The organism is Stenotrophomonas sp. TWI1149, from assembly GCF_039673155.1.
GTDB classification, from domain to species: Bacteria; Pseudomonadota; Gammaproteobacteria; order Xanthomonadales; family Xanthomonadaceae; genus Stenotrophomonas; species Stenotrophomonas maltophilia_AA.
This window is the reverse complement of the sequence record NZ_JBDJLB010000002.1, coordinates 182,772-200,563: the sequence shown is the minus strand read 5'-3', so window position 1 is coordinate 200,563 and position 17,792 is coordinate 182,772. Positions and strand designations below refer to the sequence as shown.

At 66.9% G+C, this 17,792-nt stretch carries 20 protein-coding genes; 6 read left to right on the top strand and 14 right to left on the bottom strand.

Features of this window, described 5'->3' with window-relative positions; translation table 11 throughout:
- Positions 1-19: 19 nt before the first annotated feature.
- The 8 genes from ispD to ABE424_RS02985 form a co-directional block, all read right to left on the bottom strand.
- Entirely contained in the window at positions 20-718 is a 699-nt protein-coding gene (gene ispD, locus ABE424_RS03020; RefSeq protein WP_346490963.1) for a 2-C-methyl-D-erythritol 4-phosphate cytidylyltransferase, read from the bottom strand.
- Complete coding sequence (gene ftsB / locus ABE424_RS03015) at positions 715-1,065, bottom strand: cell division protein FtsB (RefSeq protein ID WP_176989630.1); 351 nt, start codon at positions 1,063-1,065, stop codon at positions 715-717. Before ftsB ends, ispD begins: the two co-directional genes overlap by 4 nt.
- 4 nt (positions 1,066-1,069) lie before the next feature.
- Positions 1,070-2,356, bottom strand: a complete 1,287-nt coding sequence (gene eno / locus ABE424_RS03010) for a phosphopyruvate hydratase (RefSeq protein WP_121041757.1) — start codon at positions 2,354-2,356, stop codon at positions 1,070-1,072.
- 69 nt (positions 2,357-2,425) lie between these two features.
- The gene (locus ABE424_RS03005) at positions 2,426-2,842 is read right to left on the bottom strand and encodes a hypothetical protein (RefSeq protein ID WP_346490809.1); all 417 of its coding nucleotides are present in this window, start codon (positions 2,840-2,842) and stop codon (positions 2,426-2,428) included.
- Positions 2,839-3,669 carry a 3-deoxy-8-phosphooctulonate synthase gene (gene kdsA, locus ABE424_RS03000; RefSeq protein ID WP_019183338.1) on the bottom strand — a complete coding sequence of 277 codons (831 nt, stop codon included), beginning with the start codon at positions 3,667-3,669 and terminating at the stop codon, positions 2,839-2,841. Before kdsA ends, ABE424_RS03005 begins: the two co-directional genes overlap by 4 nt.
- 105 nt (positions 3,670-3,774) lie before the next feature.
- Positions 3,775-5,439 (bottom strand): CTP synthase, encoded by a 1,665-nt coding sequence (locus ABE424_RS02995; RefSeq protein WP_179459258.1) that lies wholly within the window; start codon positions 5,437-5,439, stop codon positions 3,775-3,777.
- Positions 5,436-5,696 (bottom strand): hypothetical protein, encoded by a 261-nt coding sequence (locus ABE424_RS02990; RefSeq protein WP_179459259.1) that lies wholly within the window; start codon positions 5,694-5,696, stop codon positions 5,436-5,438. Before ABE424_RS02990 ends, ABE424_RS02995 begins: the two co-directional genes overlap by 4 nt.
- A gap of 213 nt (positions 5,697-5,909) precedes the next feature.
- On the bottom strand, positions 5,910-6,149 hold the full coding sequence (locus tag ABE424_RS02985; protein ID WP_176989627.1) for a hypothetical protein: 240 nt from the start codon (positions 6,147-6,149) through the stop codon (positions 5,910-5,912).
- 163 nt (positions 6,150-6,312) lie between these two features.
- Between ABE424_RS02985 and parE the strand changes: the two genes are divergently transcribed.
- Together parE and ABE424_RS02975 are read left to right on the top strand one after the other, a co-directional pair.
- Positions 6,313-8,202 (top strand): DNA topoisomerase IV subunit B, encoded by a 1,890-nt coding sequence (gene parE / locus ABE424_RS02980; protein ID WP_179459261.1) that lies wholly within the window; start codon positions 6,313-6,315, stop codon positions 8,200-8,202.
- 128 nt (positions 8,203-8,330) lie between these two features.
- Positions 8,331-8,903 (top strand): GNAT family protein, encoded by a 573-nt coding sequence (locus ABE424_RS02975; protein WP_346490808.1) that lies wholly within the window; start codon positions 8,331-8,333, stop codon positions 8,901-8,903.
- Positions 8,904-9,008: 105 nt separating this feature from the next.
- Here the strand turns inward: ABE424_RS02975 and ABE424_RS02970 are convergent, their stop codons facing one another.
- The gene (locus ABE424_RS02970) at positions 9,009-10,130 is read right to left on the bottom strand and encodes an inorganic phosphate transporter (protein WP_176989624.1); all 1,122 of its coding nucleotides are present in this window, start codon (positions 10,128-10,130) and stop codon (positions 9,009-9,011) included.
- A gap of 13 nt (positions 10,131-10,143) precedes the next feature.
- Positions 10,144-10,770, bottom strand: a complete 627-nt coding sequence (locus ABE424_RS02965) for a DUF47 family protein (protein WP_176989623.1) — start codon at positions 10,768-10,770, stop codon at positions 10,144-10,146.
- Positions 10,771-11,052: 282 nt separating this feature from the next.
- On the opposite strand from ABE424_RS02965, the gene ABE424_RS02960 reads away from it, so the two are divergent.
- Both ABE424_RS02960 and ABE424_RS02955 read left to right on the top strand, forming a co-directional pair.
- Positions 11,053-12,363, top strand: a complete 1,311-nt coding sequence (locus ABE424_RS02960; protein ID WP_176989622.1) for a hemolysin family protein — start codon at positions 11,053-11,055, stop codon at positions 12,361-12,363.
- Positions 12,347-13,003 carry an exopolysaccharide biosynthesis protein gene (locus ABE424_RS02955; protein ID WP_176989621.1) on the top strand — a complete coding sequence of 219 codons (657 nt, stop codon included), beginning with the start codon at positions 12,347-12,349 and terminating at the stop codon, positions 13,001-13,003. Before ABE424_RS02960 ends, ABE424_RS02955 begins: the two co-directional genes overlap by 17 nt.
- Before the next feature lie 66 nt (positions 13,004-13,069).
- On the opposite strand, the gene ABE424_RS02950 is transcribed toward ABE424_RS02955, so the two are convergent.
- The 4 genes from ABE424_RS02950 to ABE424_RS02935 all read right to left on the bottom strand — a co-directional run bounded on the left by ABE424_RS02950 (position 13,070) and on the right by ABE424_RS02935 (position 15,975).
- Entirely contained in the window at positions 13,070-13,579 is a 510-nt protein-coding gene (locus ABE424_RS02950) for a pyridoxamine 5'-phosphate oxidase family protein (RefSeq protein ID WP_346478606.1), read from the bottom strand.
- Positions 13,580-13,676: 97 nt separating this feature from the next.
- The gene (locus ABE424_RS02945) at positions 13,677-14,669 is read right to left on the bottom strand and encodes an LLM class flavin-dependent oxidoreductase (RefSeq protein WP_179459265.1); all 993 of its coding nucleotides are present in this window, start codon (positions 14,667-14,669) and stop codon (positions 13,677-13,679) included.
- Between the two features lie 138 nt (positions 14,670-14,807).
- A complete protein-coding gene (locus ABE424_RS02940) occupies positions 14,808-15,560 on the bottom strand; it encodes a sulfurtransferase (protein WP_346490807.1) in 753 nt (250 codons plus the stop codon).
- Between the two features lie 49 nt (positions 15,561-15,609).
- Positions 15,610-15,975, bottom strand: coding sequence for a DUF6164 family protein (locus tag ABE424_RS02935; RefSeq protein ID WP_346490806.1), 366 nt, complete (start codon positions 15,973-15,975; stop codon positions 15,610-15,612).
- Positions 15,976-16,041: 66 nt separating this feature from the next.
- On the opposite strand from ABE424_RS02935, the gene ABE424_RS02930 reads away from it, so the two are divergent.
- Positions 16,042-16,482 carry an FKBP-type peptidyl-prolyl cis-trans isomerase gene (locus ABE424_RS02930; RefSeq protein WP_346490805.1) on the top strand — a complete coding sequence of 147 codons (441 nt, stop codon included), beginning with the start codon at positions 16,042-16,044 and terminating at the stop codon, positions 16,480-16,482.
- A gap of 10 nt (positions 16,483-16,492) precedes the next feature.
- Positions 16,493-17,740 carry a TIGR03862 family flavoprotein gene (locus ABE424_RS02925; protein WP_346490804.1) on the top strand — a complete coding sequence of 416 codons (1,248 nt, stop codon included), beginning with the start codon at positions 16,493-16,495 and terminating at the stop codon, positions 17,738-17,740.
- Positions 17,741-17,792: the final 52 nt, after the last annotated feature.

Genomic DNA, 17,792 nt, shown 5'->3' with positions numbered 1-17,792 from the left:
GGTGCGGCGCGTGCGGACGTCAGGGTGCGCGACGCGACAGCACGAATTCGAAACGGGACAGATCAGCCGGGGTGGTGACCTTGAAATTGTCTTCGCTGCCTTCCACCAGCAGCGGGCGCAGCCCCTGGCGCTCCATCGCCATGGCTTCGTCGGTGATGTCCACGCCGGCGTCGGCCGCCTCCTGCAGCGCGCGCGCCAACTGGTGGCGGCGGAACAGCTGCGGGGTCAGCGCGCGCCAGAGGCGTTCGCGTGGCTCGGTGGCATCGATGCCGCCGTCATCGCCGGCACGCTTGAGCGTATCGCGTACCGGTGCAGCCAGGATCGCCCCGACCGGGTCGGCACGCCCGACTTCCAGCAGGCGACCGAGATCGGCAGCGGCCAGGTTCGGGCGTGCGGCGTCGTGGACCAGCACGAAATCGTCGGCGCGTACGTCATCCGGCAAGGCATGCAGGCCGGCCAGCACCGAGCCGGCGCGGGTCGCGCCGCCGATGCAGGTCAGAATGGGTTTGTCCGCCAGCGACTGCCAGCCCGGCCAGTCGGCATCATTCTCGGCGACCACCACCATCACCCCGGCCACGACCGGGTGCGAAAGCAGTGCCTCGAGGGTATGGGCCAGCAGCACACGGTCGCCGGCGAGCAGATACTGCTTGGGCGTGGCCCCGCCGAAGCGGGTGCCACGGCCAGCGGCGGGAACCACCGCCCAGATGCCCGCCATCAGGGAATATCCTGATGCGGCGCGTCCGGGTCGGTGACCGCCGTCGGCGCACGCGGAGGCGGCACCGGCGCGTCTTCGACCACGCGGTAGAACTTCTCGCCGGGCTTGATCATGCCCAGCTCGCTGCGCGCGCGTTCTTCGATCGCTGCTTCGCCTTCCTTGAGGTCCTTGACCTCGGCAGCGAGCGCGTCATTGCGCTGCTGCAGCCCGGCGTTGTCCCGCTTCTGGTTCTCGACCTGGGCCTCGAGCATCATCACTTCGCCCGAGTTGCCCGGTCCAAACCAGAAGCGGTACTGCAGCCATGCGAGCAGCAGCGCGAGCACCAGCAGCAGCCAGCGCCAGTTGCGCATGCGATCAGCGCTTCAGCGACACGAACGCGTCACGACCGGCGTAACGCGCGCCGGCACCGAGGGCTTCCTCGATACGCAGCAGCTGGTTGTACTTGGCCACGCGATCGCTGCGGCACAGCGAGCCGGTCTTGATCTGGGTGGCGGTGGTGGCCACGGCGATGTCGGCGATGGTGGTGTCTTCGGTTTCGCCCGAACGGTGCGAGACGATCGAGGCGTAGTTGGCCGCGTGCGCCATGGCGATCGCTTCCAGGGTCTCGGTCAGGGTACCGATCTGGTTGACCTTGATCAGGATCGCGTTGGCGGTGCCGGACTCGATGCCTTCCTTGAAGATCTTCGGGTTGGTGACGAACAGATCGTCACCCACCAGCTGCACCTTGTTGCCGATGCGGTCGGTCAGCAGCTTCCAGCCGGCCCAGTCGTTCTCGGCCAGGCCGTCTTCGATGGTCACGATCGGGTACTGCGCGGCCCAGTCGGCCAGGAAGTCGACGAACTGCTCGGAGGTCAGGCGCTTGTTCTCGCCGACCAGGTTGTACTTGCCGTTCTCGTAGAACTCGCTGGAGGCCACGTCCAGGCCCAGCAGCACGTCTTCACCGGCGGTGTAGCCGGCCTTGCCGATCGCTTCCAGGATGGTGTCCAGCGCTTCGACGTTGCTGCGGAAGTCCGGCGCGAAGCCGCCTTCATCGCCCACCGCCGTGCTCAGGCCGTGGCCCTTCAGCACCGACTTCAGCGAATGGAAGATTTCGGTACCGGCACGCAGCGACTCGGAGAACGAGGTGAAGCCGACCGGCAGCACCATGAATTCCTGGAAATCGACGTTGTTGTCGGCATGCGCGCCGCCGTTGATGATGTTCATCATCGGCACCGGCAGGGTCACGTCACGGCCGTTGGCCAGGTGCTGCCACAGCGCCTGCTTCTTCGAGGCGGCCACGGCGTGGGCATTGGCCAGCGAAACACCGAGCAGCGCGTTCGCGCCCAGGCGGCCCTTGTTCTCGGTGCCATCCAGGTCGATCAGACGGCGGTCGAGGCCTTCCTGGTCGGCGGCATCGAAGCCCTTCAGCGCGGTCGCGATGGTGGTGTTGACGTTGGACACGGCATTGCGCACGCCCTTGCCCAGGTAACGGGTCTTGTCGCCGTCACGCAGTTCCACGGCTTCCTTGGTGCCGGTCGAGGCGCCCGAGGGCACCGCGGCACGACCGAACGAGCCGTCCTCGAGGATGACTTCGGCTTCCAGCGTGGGATTGCCACGGCTGTCGAGGATTTCACGGGCGTGGATGCTGCGGATCGTGGTCATAGCGGGCCGGTTACCAGTCAGAGGGGGGAGGCGCCGCCAACGCAGCGCCGAAAAATAGATGCCGCGTGATTATCCCTGCACACCCGTCACTTGCCAAATCGGCGTGGGCGCGGACAGCGCCCCAACCACGCTGGCGTTGCCCGGAACCAGCGACGGGATCACCAGCAGCACCAGCAGCAACGCCAGCAGGACCAGCCCGACACCGCCGCCGGCCGGTTGCCGGCGCAGCCGGAACGCGAGCACGCTGGCGGTCACGCAGGCCAGCGCGGCGGTGCCGGTCAGCGACAGCGTCACCAACAGCATGGGCATTACCCCGCGCAATGCGTTGTCGCCATCACCGGGCGAGCCCATGCTGGTGAACATCAGCACCACCAGCAGGAACACCCCGCACCAGGCGGCGATCGCCGCACCCAGCGCGATCCAGCCCCAGGCCCAGCCGCGCCAGCCGCGGCGCACCGCGGGTGACGCCGGAACGTCGGCCATCATGCGAAGCGCGAGAACCCGTGCTTCTTGGTGACCGCGTCGAGCTCCATCAGGGTTTCGAGCAGTTCTTCCATGCGGTCCAGCGGCCACGCGTTGGGACCATCGGACAGCGCCTTGGACGGATCCGGGTGGGTCTCGGCGAACAGGCCGGAGACACCGACTGCCACCGCTGCGCGCGCCAGCACCGGCACGAATTCGCGCTGGCCACCGGAGCTGTTGCCCTGCCCGCCCGGCAGCTGCACCGAATGAGTGGCATCGAACACGACCGGGCAACCGGTATCGCGCATCACCGACAGCGAGCGCATGTCGCTGACCAGGTTGTTGTAGCCGAAGCTGGCGCCGCGCTCGCAGACCATGATGTCCTGGTTGCCGGTGGCCTTGGCCTTCTCCACGACAGGCTTCATGTCCCACGGCGACAGGAACTGGCCCTTCTTGATGTTGACCGGCTTGCCGGCCGCGCACACCTTGGTGATGAAATCGGTCTGGCGCACCAGGAAGGCCGGCGTCTGCAACACGTCCACCACCGAGGCCACTTCGTCCATCGGGGTGTATTCGTGCACGTCGGTGAGCACCGGCACGCCGATCTGCTTCTTCACTTCGGCCAGGACCTTCAGGCCCTCTTCCATGCCCGGACCGCGGAAGGCGGTGCCGGAGGTGCGGTTGGCCTTGTCGAAGCTCGATTTGAAGATGAAATTGATGCCGAGGCGATCGGTGATTTCCTTCAACTTGCCAGCCACGTCCAGCTGCAGCTGCATCGACTCGATCACACACGGGCCGGCGATCAGGAACAGGGGCTGGTCCAGCCCGACGTCGAATCCACACAGTTTCATGGCGTTTCCTTGTTGTCCGGCGGACACTGGCCAGGCCAGCCGCCGTGGGTGATTAGCGCTCTGCAATGGGGGCGCGCGGCCCCCACTGCAAGTGCGGCGTGCCGATCAGGCCGCTGCATCCTGGGCCAGCTTGCCACCGGCCTTGCGCTCGCGCGCGGCGCGGATGAAGCCGATGAACAGCGGGTGGCCTTCGCGCGGCGTGGACAGGAACTCCGGGTGCGCCTGGCAGGCCAGGAACCACGGATGCTGGTCGCGCGGCAGCTCGATGACTTCCACCAGGGTGTCGTCCATCGACTTGCCGGCGATCACCAGGCCCGCATCCTCCAGCTGGGTGCGGTAGCGGTTGTTGAACTCATAACGGTGGCGGTGACGCTCGGACACCACATCCTTGCCGTACAGCTCGCGGGCCAGCGTGCCCGGCTTCAGGCGCTGCTCCTGCAGGCCCAGGCGCATGGTGCCGCCCAGATCGCTCTTGTCGTCACGCTTCTCGACATCGCCGGTGGCGGTGCGCCATTCGGTGATCAGGCCGATCACCGGGTTCGGCGACTGGCGGTCGTTCTCGGTGCTGTTGGCGCCGTCCAGGCCGGCCACGTGGCGGGCGAAATCGACCACCGCGGCCTGCATGCCGTAGCAGATGCCGAAATACGGCACGTGATGCTCACGGGCGAACTGCGAGGTCAGCACCTTGCCTTCGAAGCCGCGGTCGCCGAAGCCGCCCGGCACCAGGATGCCGTCGACATCCTTGAGCGCGGCCAGGTCGCTGTCTTCCAGCTCCTGTGCTTCGAGCCACTTCAGGTTGACCTTGGTGCGCTGGCGCAGGCCGCCGTGCTTGAGCGCCTCGCCGACCGACTTGTAGGCGTCCTGGTGATCGACGTACTTGCCGACCACGGCGATGGTGACCTCGTCCAGCGGGTGCAGGGTGGCATCCACCGCAGCTTCCCACTCGGCCAGGTCGACCGGGCCGGCCTTGTCGCCGAGCTTGAGCTGGTTGACGACGATGTCGTCCAGGCCCTGCGCATGCAAGCCCATCGGGATGCGGTACAGCACGTCCACGTCCGGCACGCTGATCACCGCGCGCTCGGAGACGTTGGTGAACTGGGCGATCTTGCGGCGCTCCGAATCCGGCACGACCTGCTCGGAACGGCACAGCAGCACGTCCGGCTGGATGCCGATCGAGCGCAGCTCCTTGACCGAGTGCTGGGTCGGCTTGGTCTTCAGCTCGCCGGCGGCGGCGATGTACGGCACCAGGGTGAGGTGCATGAACAGCGCCTTCTCCGGGCCGCGCTCGGTGCGCACCTGGCGGATCGCTTCCAGGAACGGCAGCGACTCGATGTCGCCCACGGTGCCGCCGATCTCGACCAGCGCCACGTCGAAGCCTTCGGTGGCCTCGTCCATGCAGCGGCGGATTTCATCGGTGATGTGCGGAATGACCTGCACGGTGGCGCCCAGGTAGTCGCCGCGGCGCTCCTTGCGGATCACGTTCTCGTAGATCCGGCCGGTGGTGACCGAGTTCTTGCGGCTCAGGCGGGTGCGCACGAAGCGCTCGTAATGGCCCAGGTCCAGATCGGTCTCGGCGCCGTCGTCGGTGACGTAGACCTCACCGTGCTGGAACGGGCTCATGGTGCCCGGATCGACGTTGATGTACGGATCGAGCTTCATCATCGTCACCCGCAGGCCACGGGCCTCGAGGATGGCGGCAAGCGACGCGGCGGCAATACCTTTGCCGAGCGAGGACACTACGCCACCGGTTACGAAGATCAAGGGAGTCATGGCTGGGGGTGTCCTGTCAGGAAGGGGGAAACGGCGCCGGCGCGCAGGGCGACGGACGACGTGAAGGGGGAAATCGGGGCGATCCGGGCGGCTGCGGGGCGTTCACGCGCCAGGGCCGGGATCAGGGGGGAGACGGTGCGGGAGTGGGTCAGCGACGTCGGGTCAGCCGTGCCGGCCACTGTCTGGACCGTCACCTCCTGCCTACCCTGCTGGCGATCGCGCACGATCAGGCCAGTCCATTCGCTGATGGATGACACGCACTACTCCCGGAAAGCCATAGTTTACAGATTGCCGGCCTCCAGCCCAAGGGGCGGATGACGGTCTTCACATAAAAAGAAGAGCCCCGGCGCGATACCGGGGCTCATGTTGAGTACTTTTTTCAGATTCCCAGGTCTCTCTGGTGGAGAGCCCCCTTGGAGTTCAAGGAGGCGCGCCGACAGGCGCGGGGATGTGGAGGAGAGGCGAAGCGCTTATCGCTTCTTCCGCGCTTCTTCTTCCTCTTCCTTCTGCGGGGCCTGCTCGCCCCTGGCCTTCATTTCGGCCGTGGCGGCGGCGCGGCGCTTGGCCTTGGCGTCCGCCTCGGCCTGCGCCTTGTCGGCCTGTTCGCCCTGCTGCGGCGTGGGCTGGCCCTGTCCGGCGTTCTGGGCCAGTGCCATGGGCACGGCCACCACGGCGGCGGCGATGGCAACGATGGTCAGCAACTTCTTCATGGGGTGCTCCTCGCGGTATGGCATGGAATGGGTCGCCGGAGGGTCCGGTTTCCCATCGCAGACAGTCTATCGCGCCCCGGTCGGCCGCCCCCTGAACGTGTGGCGTGCAAAAAACCCGTCCAGACCGCAAACTTCGCCGTCGCATTGCGCTTTATGAAGACAGATGAACGCCCGCTATAACGCCGCCGATATTGAAGTCCTGTCCGGCCTGGACCCGGTCAAGCGCCGCCCCGGCATGTACACCGACACCGCGCGCCCGAACCATCTGGCGCAGGAAGTCATCGACAATGCCGTCGACGAAGCCTTGGCCGGACACGCCCGCACGGTCGAAGTCACGCTGTTCAAGGACGGCAGCTGCGAGGTCAGCGATGACGGCCGCGGCATGCCCGTGGACATCCACCCCGAGGAGAAGATCCCCGGCGTCGAACTGATCCTGACCCGCCTGCATGCGGGCGGCAAGTTCAACAACAAGAACTACACCTTCTCCGGCGGCCTGCATGGCGTCGGCGTCAGCGTGGTCAACGCGTTGTCCACCCTGGTCGAAGTGCACATCAAGCGCGACGGCAGCGAACACCGCATCACCTTCCGCAACGGCGACCGCGCCACTCCGCTGGAAGTGGTCGGCAGCGTCGGCAAGAAGAACACCGGTACCCGGGTGCGCTTCTGGGCCGACCCGAAGTACTTCGATACGCCCAAGTACAACCTGCGTGCGCTGCGCCACCTGCTGCGCGCCAAGGCCGTGCTGTGCCCGGGCCTGACCGTCAAGCTTCTCGATGAAGCCACCGGCGAGCAGGACACCTGGTACTACGAAGATGGCCTGAGCGATTACCTGAAGGCCGAGCTTGGCGAGCGCGAGATGCTGCCGGCCGACCTGTTCGTGGGCCATCTGAAGAAAGAAAACGAGATCGTGGACTGGGCCCTGGCCTGGATTCCCGAGGGCGAACTGGTCCAGGAAAGCTACGTCAACCTGATCCCGACCGCCCAGCACGGCACCCACGCCAACGGCCTGCGCACCGGCCTGACCGAGGCGCTGCGCGAGTTCTGCGACTTCCGCAACCTGCTGCCGCGTGGCGTCAAGCTGGCCCCGGAAGACGTCTGGGACCGCGTGTCGTTCGTGCTGTCGTTGAAGATGACCGATCCGCAGTTCAGCGGCCAGACCAAGGAACGGCTGTCCTCGCGCCAGGCCGCGGGCTTCGTCGAGGGCGCAGCGCATGATGCCTTCAGCCTGCTGCTGAACCAGAACGTCGCCTTGGGCGAGCAGATCGCGCAGCTGGCGATCGAGCGCGCCAGTGCGCGCCTGAAGACCGAAAAGCTGGTGACCCGCAAGAAGGTCACCCAGGGCCCCGCCCTGCCCGGCAAGCTGGCCGACTGCATCAGCCAGGACCTGTCGCGCACCGAGCTGTTCCTGGTCGAAGGCGACTCCGCGGGCGGCAGTGCCAAGCAGGCCCGCGATAAGGACTTCCAGGCGATCCTGCCGCTGCGCGGCAAGATCCTCAACACCTGGGAAGTGTCCTCGGGCAGCGTGCTGGCCTCGGAAGAAGTGCACAACCTGGCGATCGCGATCGGCTGCGACCCGGGCAAGGAAGACATCGCCGGCCTGCGCTACGGCAAGGTCGTCATCCTGGCCGACGCCGACTCGGACGGCCTGCACATCGCGACCCTGCTGACCGCGCTGTTCCTCAAGCACTTCCCGGCGCTGGTCGATGCCGGCCACGTGTTCGTGGCGATGCCGCCGCTGTTCCGCGTCGACGTGGGCAAGCAGGTGTTCTACGCCCTGGACGAGGAAGAAAAGCGCACGATGCTGGACAAGATCGAGCGCGAGAAGATCAAGGGCCAGGTCAGCGTGACCCGCTTCAAGGGCCTGGGTGAAATGAACCCGCAGCAGCTGCGCGAGTCCACCATCCATCCCGATACGCGTCGTCTGGTGCAGCTGACCATCGACGATGGCGAGCAGACCCATTCGCTGATGGACATGCTGCTGGCCAAGAAGCGCGCCAGCGACCGCAAGGGCTGGCTGGAAAAGAAGGGCGACCTGGCCTCGCTGGAAGTCTGATCGACCGGTAGTGACACTGGAAAAACCCGCCTCCCGGCGGGTTTTTTCTTGGGCGCGGGGACACGCCAGGCATGGCTACACGGGGCAGGAGCGGCTACCTTGGCCACACCTCGAGCACAGGAACCCGCATGCCGTTCGACCCCACCCTGCAACTGGAGAGCGCGCGCCTGGTGCTGACAGCGATCCGCGCCACGGACGCGCAGGCGTTGTTCGCGATCCAGTCCGACCGTGCCGGCATGCGCTACTGGAACCATCCAGCATGGACCGACCTCAAGCAGGCCTACGTGCAGATCCTCGACGATCTGGCCGCGCTGGATGCGGGCACGCAGTTGAAGCTGGCGATCCGGGAGTGTGTGGACGGGCCGCTGCTGGGGATCGTGGTGGTGTTCGCGATCGACGAGACGTCCCGGCGCGCGGAGATCGGGTATCACCTGGCGCCGTCGGCGCAGGGCAAGGGCTACATGCACGAGGCGCTGTCACGGTTCGTGGCGTATCTGTTCGATGTGCTGCGCCTGCGCCGCCTGGAAGCGGAGATCGATCCGCGCAACGTGCCTTCGGCGAAGGTGCTGGAGCGGCTCGGCTTCCAGCGCGAGGGGCTGCTGCGGGAGCGCTGGCGGGTCGCCGGCGAAGTATCGGATTCGGCGGTGTATGGGCTGCTCGCAAGGGAGTGGCAGAGGCCAGGCAGCGCAGTGCCGGGGTGACCATCGCACGAAACTCCCCCGGCCATTGCGGCCTCGGCATCCGCCTTGCCCCACGAAAAAGCCCGCCTTTCGGCGGGCTTTTCGATGTTCAACCGCGTGGACCGATCAGGCCCAGCCGAACATTTCGAACAGACGCAGGATCAGGTACGCACAGCCGCCGGCGGCCGGGATCGTCAGGATCCAGGCCCACACGATGCGCTCGATCACGCCGAAGCGCAGCGAACGCGGGTTCTTGGCGAAGCCCACGCCCATGATCGCGGTGGAGATGCTGTGGGTGGTGGAGACCGGCATGCCGAAGTGCGCCGCCACGGTCAGGATCGTGGCCGAGCTGGTTTCCGCGGCGAAACCGTGGATCGGGTGCAGCTTGACCATCTTGTGGCCCAGGGTCTTGATGATCTTCCAGCCGCCCGAAGCGGTACCGGCGGCCATCACCACGGCGCAGGTCAGCACGATCCACATCGCGATGCCGTCACCGGCGCTCGCGTCCGGGTGCATGAAGGCCAGCCAGGACGGCAGGTCGTTCAACGCACCGGTCGCCTCGGCACCGATCAGGGTCATGGCGATGATGCCCATGGTCTTCTGCGCGTCGTTGTGGCCGTGGGCGAAGCCCATGTAGGCCGCCGACACGATCTGGGCCTTGCCGAAGAACGCGTTGACGATGCGCGGCCGGGCCAGACGGCCCAGGAAGCCACCGATCTTCGCCATACCCGCGATCATGCCCCACAGCAGCAGCATCACCGCGATGCCGAGCAGGAAGCCGGCGATCGGCGAGGTGATCATCGGCAGGAACACCTTCCACAGCAGGCCCTTGTTCTGGGCCCAGGTGCCGATGCGTTCAGACCAGATCAGCGCGTCCCAGTTGTTGTGGGCCGCGGCCAGGCCGGCGCCGCACAGGCCGCCGATCAGGGCGTGCGAGGACGAGGACGGCAGGCCCTTCCACCACGTGATCAGGTTCCAGATGATGCCGCCCAGCAGCGCGCACAGGATCACCTGCGGGGTCACATCGACCACGTTGGTGTTGAGCAGGCCCGAGGCGATGGTCAGCGCGACGGCGGTGCCGGTCAGCGCGCCGATGAGGTTCATGAACGCGGCGAGCATCACCGCCCAGCCGGGCGAGAGCACTTTGGTCGCCACCACGGTGGCGATGGAGTTGGCGGTGTCGTGGAAGCCGTTGATGAACTCGAAGACGAGCGCGGCCAGGATCACCACCAGGACAAGGGTCAGCATGCTGTGGCGTCCGTCAGCTGTTCTTCAAGACGATCTGGTACGCCACCACGCCGGCCTCGCGGCAACGATCGATGGCCTTTTCCAGGATCTCGAAGAATTCCTTGAGCAGGAACATCTGCAGGCTGTCCAGGCGGCCGGAATAGATATCGCGGTACAGCTCGAGCATCAGGCGGTCGGCTTCGTTTTCCAGCGAACGCAGCTTCTCGTTGAGCGCGGTCATCCGGTCCAGGTTCATGTGGCGCAGGTCATTGACCATCTCCACCACCACGTTGGCGGCCTGTTCCAGCATCGCCGCGCGCGGCGCGAAATCGATGTGCTCCAGATGCTGGGTGGCCAGCGAATAGCGATCGGCGAACTTCTCGATCTGCTTGGGAATCTTGTACAGCGCCGAACCCAGCGCTTCGATGTCTTCGCGCTCGATCGGGGTCATGAAGCTGTCGACCAGCGCCTGGCTGATCTTGTCCGAGGCCGCGCGCTCGCGCAGGCGGGCCAGCTTGAAGGCGTCCAGCGCCGGCTGGCGGTCCGCTTCGCGCAGCATGGAGTGCAGCGCCTTGGAGCTGTCCTGGGCGGCCTGGGCAGCCTCGTCCAGCAGGGTGTAGAACTGTTTGCCGGAGCCAAAAATGGTCTGCAGAGAGAACATTGAGAAACCTATTCGCCGTCGAGGAAGGACGGCACCGGGCGGAATTATGACGGTTTGATGTCCAATCCGGGTACTCCCTGTCATCTTCACGCTCTGACGGCCCTGCCTGAACGACCCTGATTGCATCCCTGCCCCGGCCTTTTGTTAAGATGCGCGGGCACCTTCGGGTGCACTCTATGGACGACGACCCTTACCCCCCGCCGCACCGCCGCGCTCACGCGCCCTCCGGTAGCCGACATCGCTTGAACACGCCCTCCCTGCCACCAACCGGGGATGCCGCCCGTGTTTGAACTGATTATTGTCCTCGCCCTGATCCTGCTCAACGGCTTCTTCGCCATGTCCGAGATGTCGGTCATGACCTCGCGCAAGAGCCGGCTCAAGCAGATGGCCGGCTCCAGCAAGCGCGCCGAGCGCGCCCTGGCGCTTTCCGAGAAGCCCGAGAACTTCCTCTCCACGGTCCAGATCGGGATCACCCTGATCGGCATCCTGACCGGCCTGTTCGGCGGTGAGGCGATCGGCCTGACCATTGCCGAGTGGCTGCAGGGCATGTTCCCGGCCTTTGCTTACTCGGGCGTGGTCGGCAAGACGCTGGCCGTGGCCCTGATCACCTTCCTGACGCTGATCTTCGGCGAACTGGTTCCCAAGCGGCTGGCCCTGACCCGTTCGGAGGACATCGCCGGCCTGGTGGCGCTGCCGATGAGCTGGCTGGCCCGCATCGCCGCGCCCGGCGTCTGGCTGCTGTCCCACTCCACCCGGCTGGTGCTGCGCGTGCTCGGCCTGGGCAAGGACGAATCGGCCTCGGTGACGGAAGAAGAGATCCGCATGCTGGTGGCCGAGAGCCACGAGGCCGGCGTGATCGACGCCCACGAGCGCGACATGATGAACCGCGTCATGCGCCTGGGCGACCGCACCGCCGACAGCCTGATGACCCCGCGCAACCGGATCGCCTGGCTGGATACCCAGGCCGATCCGGAGAAGAACATCGCGACCATGCGCGAAAACGAGTTCTCGCGGTACCCGGTGTTCCGCGACAACGACCAGGACATCGTCGGCGTGCTCGAGGTCAAGAGCCTGGTGACCCGCCTGGTGCGCGATGACCATTCGCTGTTCCAGAACCTGCGCGAGCCGCTGTACGTCTCCGAGTCCACCCATGCGATGAAGCTGCTGGAAATCTTCCGCGAGGAACAGCAGTCGATGGCGCTGGTGGTGGACGAGTACGGCGAGATCCAGGGCCTGGTCACGATCAGCGACCTGATGGGCGCGGTGGTTGGCCGCCTGCAGTCGGTGGAGAACGTGGACGAGGACGCGCTGGTGGTGACCCGTGAGGACGGCTCGTTCCTGGTCGACGGTTCGCTGTCGATCGAGGACCTGCGCGAACTGATGGGCAACGCCGAGCTGCCCGATGCCGATGATGGCGACTACTACACGCTGGCCGGCATGTGCATCCACTATTTCGGCCGCATCCCGCATGCGGGCGAGTACTTCGATTGGGCCGGCTGGCGCATCGAGATCGTCGATCTCGACGGTGCCCGGGTCGACAAGCTGCTGCTGCGTACCCTGAGCGAAGACGAGACCGATGACATCACCGGCTGAGCCGACGCCGCCGGACCCGACGCGGCCGCAGTACCGCAACGAGGGTATCCGTACCCTGCTGGCGATGTTCGACCACGGTGACCCGGAGCAACGGCTGCTGCTGGGCCAGATCCTGCAGGACCTGCAGCAGAGTGCGTTCGGTGTGTTCCTGTTCGTCGCGATCCTGCCCGCCTTCATTCCGATCCCTGGGATCGGCGGTGCGGTCAGCGGGCCGCTGGTGGTGCTGATCGGCGCGCAGATGCTGTGCGGCATGCGCCGGCCGTGGCTGCCGGGCTTCATCAGCAGGCGCGGTCCGAAACGCGGGACCATGCATCGTTTCCTGGAGCGCATCGACGGACCGCTGCGGCGGCTGGACCGCCTGCTCAAGCCGCGGATGCCCGGACTGCTGGTACCGCTGCCGGCGCATGCGTTCAGCGGCCTGCTGCTGATCCTGATCGGCGTGCTGTTGTCGCTGCCGATCCCGCTCACCAATTACCTGTTCGGCTTCCAGCTGCTGCTGTTCGCCCTCGCGCTGCTGGAGCGCGACGGCGTGCTGATGCTGCTCAACTGGATCGGCGCCGTGGCCGCCGTGTTGTTCTTCGGCTTCAGTTCGGGGCAGCTGGTGGGCTATACGGTGGATCTGTTCCAGCGCTGGTTCTGAGGTACCGACCAACGGTCGGTACCTACCGCATTGCAGACCAACGGTCGGTACCTGCCGCTGAACTACCTACGCGCCGGGCTTGAGATCCACCGTGCCGGTATCGGACATTGCGCCCGGATCATCGGTGACCGCCGACAGCACGAAGTACAGCGCCTTGCCGAGCAGGCCACCGGGACCATCCCAGTACTCGGCCGATTCGGCGCTGACGTGGATCAGGCGCAGGTTCGGGTCGTCTTTGCCGCCGGGGAAGAAGATCTTCATCGCCGGTGACCACAGCTGCTCGATCTTGGCGCGGTCATTGACCACGCGGGCGGTACCCGAAACCGAGACATAGGTGTTGCCCGAGGGCGACGCATAGGCAACGTTGACGCGCGGATTGGCCGCGATCTCGGCGATCTTCGGGCTGTCGGCGCCGGTGGCGAACCACAGGTCGCCATCGAACTCGACTTCCTGCGTGCCCAGCGGTCGGCTGAACAACCGGCCATCCGCGCCGACCGTGGTGAACATCGCGATGTCCACGTCGCGGATCAATCCGGCCAGTTGTTTGATGTGCTGCTGGCGATCGTGTTCGGCCATGAGGTGGCTCCTGTAAGGGGAGCCCCCATCACAGCCGATTGGCGGCTACGGCGACGTGAACCGCGCGGTCACACGCTCTTCGCATGCAGCGCCGGGGTCAGGCCTGCAACGCGCGCCATGCCTGCATTGCCAGGCCGAACGAACGCTTGCGTGCGGCATGATCGTAGATGTTGGCGGTGACCAGCACTTCGTCCGGCTTGTGCCGCGCCACGAAGGCCGCGAGACCGTCCTGCACCTGCTTCACGTCGCCGACCACCGCACAGGCCAGCGCGCTCTGCACACCGGCCTTTTCGTGCGGCTGCCAGAACGCTTCGATGTCGTCGATCGGCGGCGGAATCAGGCCCGGCAGGCCACGACGCAGATTGACGAAGCTCTGCTGCTGGGTGGTGAACAGCCGCTTGGCGTCGGCCTCGGAATCACTGGCGACCACGTTCAGGCCCAGCACCGCATACGGCGCCTGCAGATACTGCGAGGCGCGGAACTCGCGGCGGTAGACCGCCAGCGCTTCGTCCATCGCGTCCGGGGCGAAGTGCGAGGCGAACGCGAACGGCAGCCCCATCGCCGCCGACAGGCGCGCACTGAAGAGACTGGAGCCCAGCAGCCACACCGGCACCGGAATGCCCGCACCGGGCACGGCGCGCACGGCCTGCCCCTTCTGGGCCGGCTCGAAGTAGTGCAGCAGCTCGCGCACGTCCTGCGGGAACTGGTCGGCGCTGTCGAAGTAACGGCGCAGCGCGCGGGCGGTCGGCTGGTCGGTGCCCGGCGCGCGGCCCAGGCCGAGATCGATGCGGTCCGGGTACAGCGAGGCCAGGGTGCCGAACTGCTCGGCCACCTGCAGCGGCGAGTGGTTGGGCAGCATGATGCCGCCGGCGCCGACGCGGATGCGCTGGGTGCCGCCGGCCACATGACCGATCAGCACCGCGGTGGCGGCGCTGGCGATGCCGGGCATGTTGTGGTGCTCGGCCAGCCAATAGCGATGGAAACCCCAGCCTTCGGCGTGCTGGGCCAGGTCCAGCATGTTGGCGAAGGCCTGCGTGGTGTCGCTGCCCTCGCAGACCGGCGCCAGATCAAGAATCGACAGCTGCATCATGAATGCTCGTTCCAACCAGGAGATATCTCACTGAGATGGGGCTGTCCGCGCGGTTTGCCACCGCTCACAAGGCGCGGATGGCAAGACGCTGATTTCCGTCTCGGGACGATTCAGGACAATCAAGGCCGTGAAGACGGCTCAGGCAGCGTCGGCGTCCTGGTCGACCAGCGGTTGCAGGGCCGGGTCCAGCGCCACCCGCTCGTCGAACACGAAGCAGCGGCCGTCATAGCCCTCGCCGCCTACGGCCTCGAAATAGCCCAGGATGCCGCCGTCCAGCTGCAGGACGTTGTCCATGCCATCGTTGCGCATCCACAGCGCCGCCTTCTCGCAGCGGATGCCGCCGGTGCAGAAGCTGACCACCGTGCTGTCCTTGAGCGCCTCGCGGTGCGGGGCCAGGGCCTCGGGCAGGTCGGTGAACTTGGTGATCGGCAGCACCAGCGCGTCCTGGAAGGTGCCGTACTCGATTTCCTGGGTGTTGCGGGTGTCCAGCATCACCACCGGCTTGCCCGCGTCATCGTGCCCCTGGCGCAGCCAGCGCTGCACCGTGGCCGGATCGATCGAGGGTGCGCGCGGATAGGCCAGCGGCTGGCCGTCGTCGATGCGGAAACTGATGATCTCCGGCTTCACCTTGGCCTTGAGCCGGGCGAACGGCTGCATGTGGCTGTAGCTGGTCTTCACGCGCAGCCCGGCAAACCGCGGATCCGCCCGCAGCGCGGCGTAGAAGCCGTCGATCCCGGGCTCGGCGCCGGCCAGGAACAGGTTGATGCCCTCGCCCGCCACCAGGATCGTGCCGCGCAGCTGCGCGGCGGTTGCCCGCTCCAGCAGGGTCGCGCACAGCGCGTCCGGGTCGGCGACGGGAGTGAAGTGGTAGGCGGCGGTATTGGCGATCATCCCGCCATTTTAGCCGCTGGGCAGGCGCGGCGCCTGACCCGGCCGGGAATCAGCCGCGCAGCAGCACGAACGGCAGCAGCACCAGCGCGGTCGCGACGGCCATGCCGATCAGCACCGCGATCACGAACACCGGGCGGCGCCGGATCAGGCTGCCGAAGGTCTCGGCCGTGCCCTCGCGCAGGGCGGCCTCGCGCTCACCGCGGACGCGTTCACCGCGCGCCTGCTGGTACTCGGCCATCAGCGCCTTGGCCCGCGGGTGATCCTCGTTGTCGCGGACCCAGATCCCACCAAAGGAGATTCCCCAGGGGCTGGGCTCGGTGCGGTAATGGGCGATGCCCGCCTTGTCCAGCAGGGCGGTGACATCCTGGATTTCATCGTCCGCGACATTGCGCAGGTTGAGCAGCAGTTTCGACATGCGCCCATGATAGCGCCCGGCGATGCGCTACCCTTGCGTCCCCGTTTTTTGGATCCGGAGCCCGCCATGCGCCGTCTGCCGCGTTACCTGCTCGCCCCCCTGATGTTGTCGCTGCTGGCGGCCTGCACCCCGCCCGGCCCGCCGCCCGGGGGCAGCATCGCGCAGTTTGAGAAGATCGATACCCAGCCGGGCACCGGCGCCGAGGCCACGCCGGGCAGCAAGGTCACGGTGCATTACACCGGGTGGATCTACGACGAACGCACCGCCGACAAGCACGGCGACAAGTTCGACAGCTCGGTGGACCGTGGCGAGCCCTTCAGCTTCGATCTCGGCCAGGGCCAGGTCATCAAGGGCTGGGACGAAGGTTTCGCCGGGATGAAGGTGGGCGGCAAGCGCACGCTGATGATTCCCGCCGAGTATGGCTATGGCGCGCGCCGCGCCGGCCCGATCGCAGCGAACTCCTCGCTGGTGTTCGATGTCGAGCTGCTCGACGTCAAGCCGCGTTGATCCTGCCTGCATGAGAATTGCCCTGACTACCCCACGCCGGGTCGCGATCATCGGCGGCGGTCCCGCCGGCCTGATGGCGGCGGAAACCGTGCGCGCTGCCGGCCACGTCGTCGATCTGTACGAGGCCAAGGGATCACCCGGCCGCAAGTTCCTGATCGCCGGCAAGGGCGGCCTCAACCTGACCCACTCCGATGCGCGCGACGTGTTCGTCTCGCGTTATCGCGAGCGGGCGGAAGCGGTGGGCGGCTGGCTGGCCGATTTCGATGCCGATGCGCTGCGCGCCTGGGCGCTGGCATTCGGGGTGGAGACCTACGTGGGCAGTTCGGGGCGCGTGTTCCCGGTCGACCGCAAGGCCGCGCCGCTGCTGCGCGGCTGGGTGCGGCGGCTGAAGGAACAGGGTGTGCGCTTTCATGTGCAGCATCGTTGGACCGGTTGGGATGACACGGGCGCGCTGTGTTTCCAGACCCCTGAGGGCGAGACCACCGTGACTGCCGACGCTGTGGTGTTCGCGCTCGGCGGCGGCAGCTGGCCGGAACTGGGGTCGGATGGCGCGTGGGTCTCTCCCATGACCGCGCGCGGCATCGACATCGCCCCACTGAAGCCGGCCAACTGCGGCTTCGACATCGGCTGGACGCCCTACTTCAGCGAGCGCCAGGCCGGTGCCCCGCTCAAGCCGGTGGTGGCGCACTGGACCGACCTGCAGGGTCAGCCGCGTTCGCTGCAGGGCGAATGCGTGATCACCGCGACCGGGATTGAAGGCAGCCTGATCTACGCGCTGTCAGCCGATCTTCGCGACGGCTTGGCCCGCGATGGCCGGGTGGACCTGCAGCTGGACCTGCTGCCGGGCCAGACCGAAGCACAGGTACTGGAGAAGCTGCAGAAGCCGCGCCAGGGCCGCAGCTTCGGCGAGTTCCTGCGTCGCCAGCTCGGCCTGGGCGGGGTCAAATCCGCACTGCTGTTCGAGGTGCTGGGCCGCGAGGCCGGACAGCTGCCGCAGGACCGGATCGCGCACGCACTCAAGCGCCTGCCGCTGGCACTGCAGGCACCGCGGCCGATCGATGAAGTGATCAGCACCGCCGGTGGCGTGCGGCTGGAGGCGGTGGACGCGCAGTTGATGCTGCACGAGCGCCCCGGCACGTTCTGCGCCGGCGAGATGCTGGACTGGGAAGCGCCGACCGGCGGTTACCTGCTGACGGCGTGCTACGCCAGCGGGCTGCGCGCCGGGCGTGGCGTGGTGGCCTGGTTGGCGCAGGCATAGATCGCGAGGTGCCGGCCAGCGGCCGGCACTACCCGTGACGCGCCCTGACGCG

What these genes read in the sequence shown, in the direction of transcription:
- ABE424_RS02930 (WP_346490805.1), top strand. Translation starts at nt 16,042, where the DNA reads ATGCGCCGTCTGCCGCGTTACCTGCTCGCCCCCCTGATGTTGTCGCTG.
- ABE424_RS02995 (WP_179459258.1), bottom strand. Translation starts at nt 5,439, where the DNA reads ATGACTCCCTTGATCTTCGTAACCGGTGGCGTAGTGTCCTCGCTCGGC.
- kdsA (WP_019183338.1), bottom strand. Translation starts at nt 3,669, where the DNA reads ATGAAACTGTGTGGATTCGACGTCGGGCTGGACCAGCCCCTGTTCCTG.
- ABE424_RS02985 (WP_176989627.1), bottom strand. Translation starts at nt 6,149, where the DNA reads ATGAAGAAGTTGCTGACCATCGTTGCCATCGCCGCCGCCGTGGTGGCC.
- ABE424_RS02935 (WP_346490806.1), bottom strand. Translation starts at nt 15,975, where the DNA reads ATGTCGAAACTGCTGCTCAACCTGCGCAATGTCGCGGACGATGAAATC.
- ABE424_RS03005 (WP_346490809.1), bottom strand. Translation starts at nt 2,842, where the DNA reads ATGATGGCCGACGTTCCGGCGTCACCCGCGGTGCGCCGCGGCTGGCGC.
- ABE424_RS02950 (WP_346478606.1), bottom strand. Translation starts at nt 13,579, where the DNA reads ATGGCCGAACACGATCGCCAGCAGCACATCAAACAACTGGCCGGATTG.
- ABE424_RS02925 (WP_346490804.1), top strand. Translation starts at nt 16,493, where the DNA reads ATGAGAATTGCCCTGACTACCCCACGCCGGGTCGCGATCATCGGCGGC.
- ABE424_RS02975 (WP_346490808.1), top strand. Translation starts at nt 8,331, where the DNA reads ATGCCGTTCGACCCCACCCTGCAACTGGAGAGCGCGCGCCTGGTGCTG.
- eno (WP_121041757.1), bottom strand. Translation starts at nt 2,356, where the DNA reads ATGACCACGATCCGCAGCATCCACGCCCGTGAAATCCTCGACAGCCGT.
- ABE424_RS02945 (WP_179459265.1), bottom strand. Translation starts at nt 14,669, where the DNA reads ATGATGCAGCTGTCGATTCTTGATCTGGCGCCGGTCTGCGAGGGCAGC.
- ABE424_RS02965 (WP_176989623.1), bottom strand. Translation starts at nt 10,770, where the DNA reads ATGTTCTCTCTGCAGACCATTTTTGGCTCCGGCAAACAGTTCTACACC.
- parE (WP_179459261.1), top strand. Translation starts at nt 6,313, where the DNA reads ATGAACGCCCGCTATAACGCCGCCGATATTGAAGTCCTGTCCGGCCTG.
- ABE424_RS02940 (WP_346490807.1), bottom strand. Translation starts at nt 15,560, where the DNA reads ATGATCGCCAATACCGCCGCCTACCACTTCACTCCCGTCGCCGACCCG.
- ABE424_RS02955 (WP_176989621.1), top strand. Translation starts at nt 12,347, where the DNA reads ATGACATCACCGGCTGAGCCGACGCCGCCGGACCCGACGCGGCCGCAG.
- ftsB (WP_176989630.1), bottom strand. Translation starts at nt 1,065, where the DNA reads ATGCGCAACTGGCGCTGGCTGCTGCTGGTGCTCGCGCTGCTGCTCGCA.
- ABE424_RS02970 (WP_176989624.1), bottom strand. Translation starts at nt 10,130, where the DNA reads ATGCTGACCCTTGTCCTGGTGGTGATCCTGGCCGCGCTCGTCTTCGAG.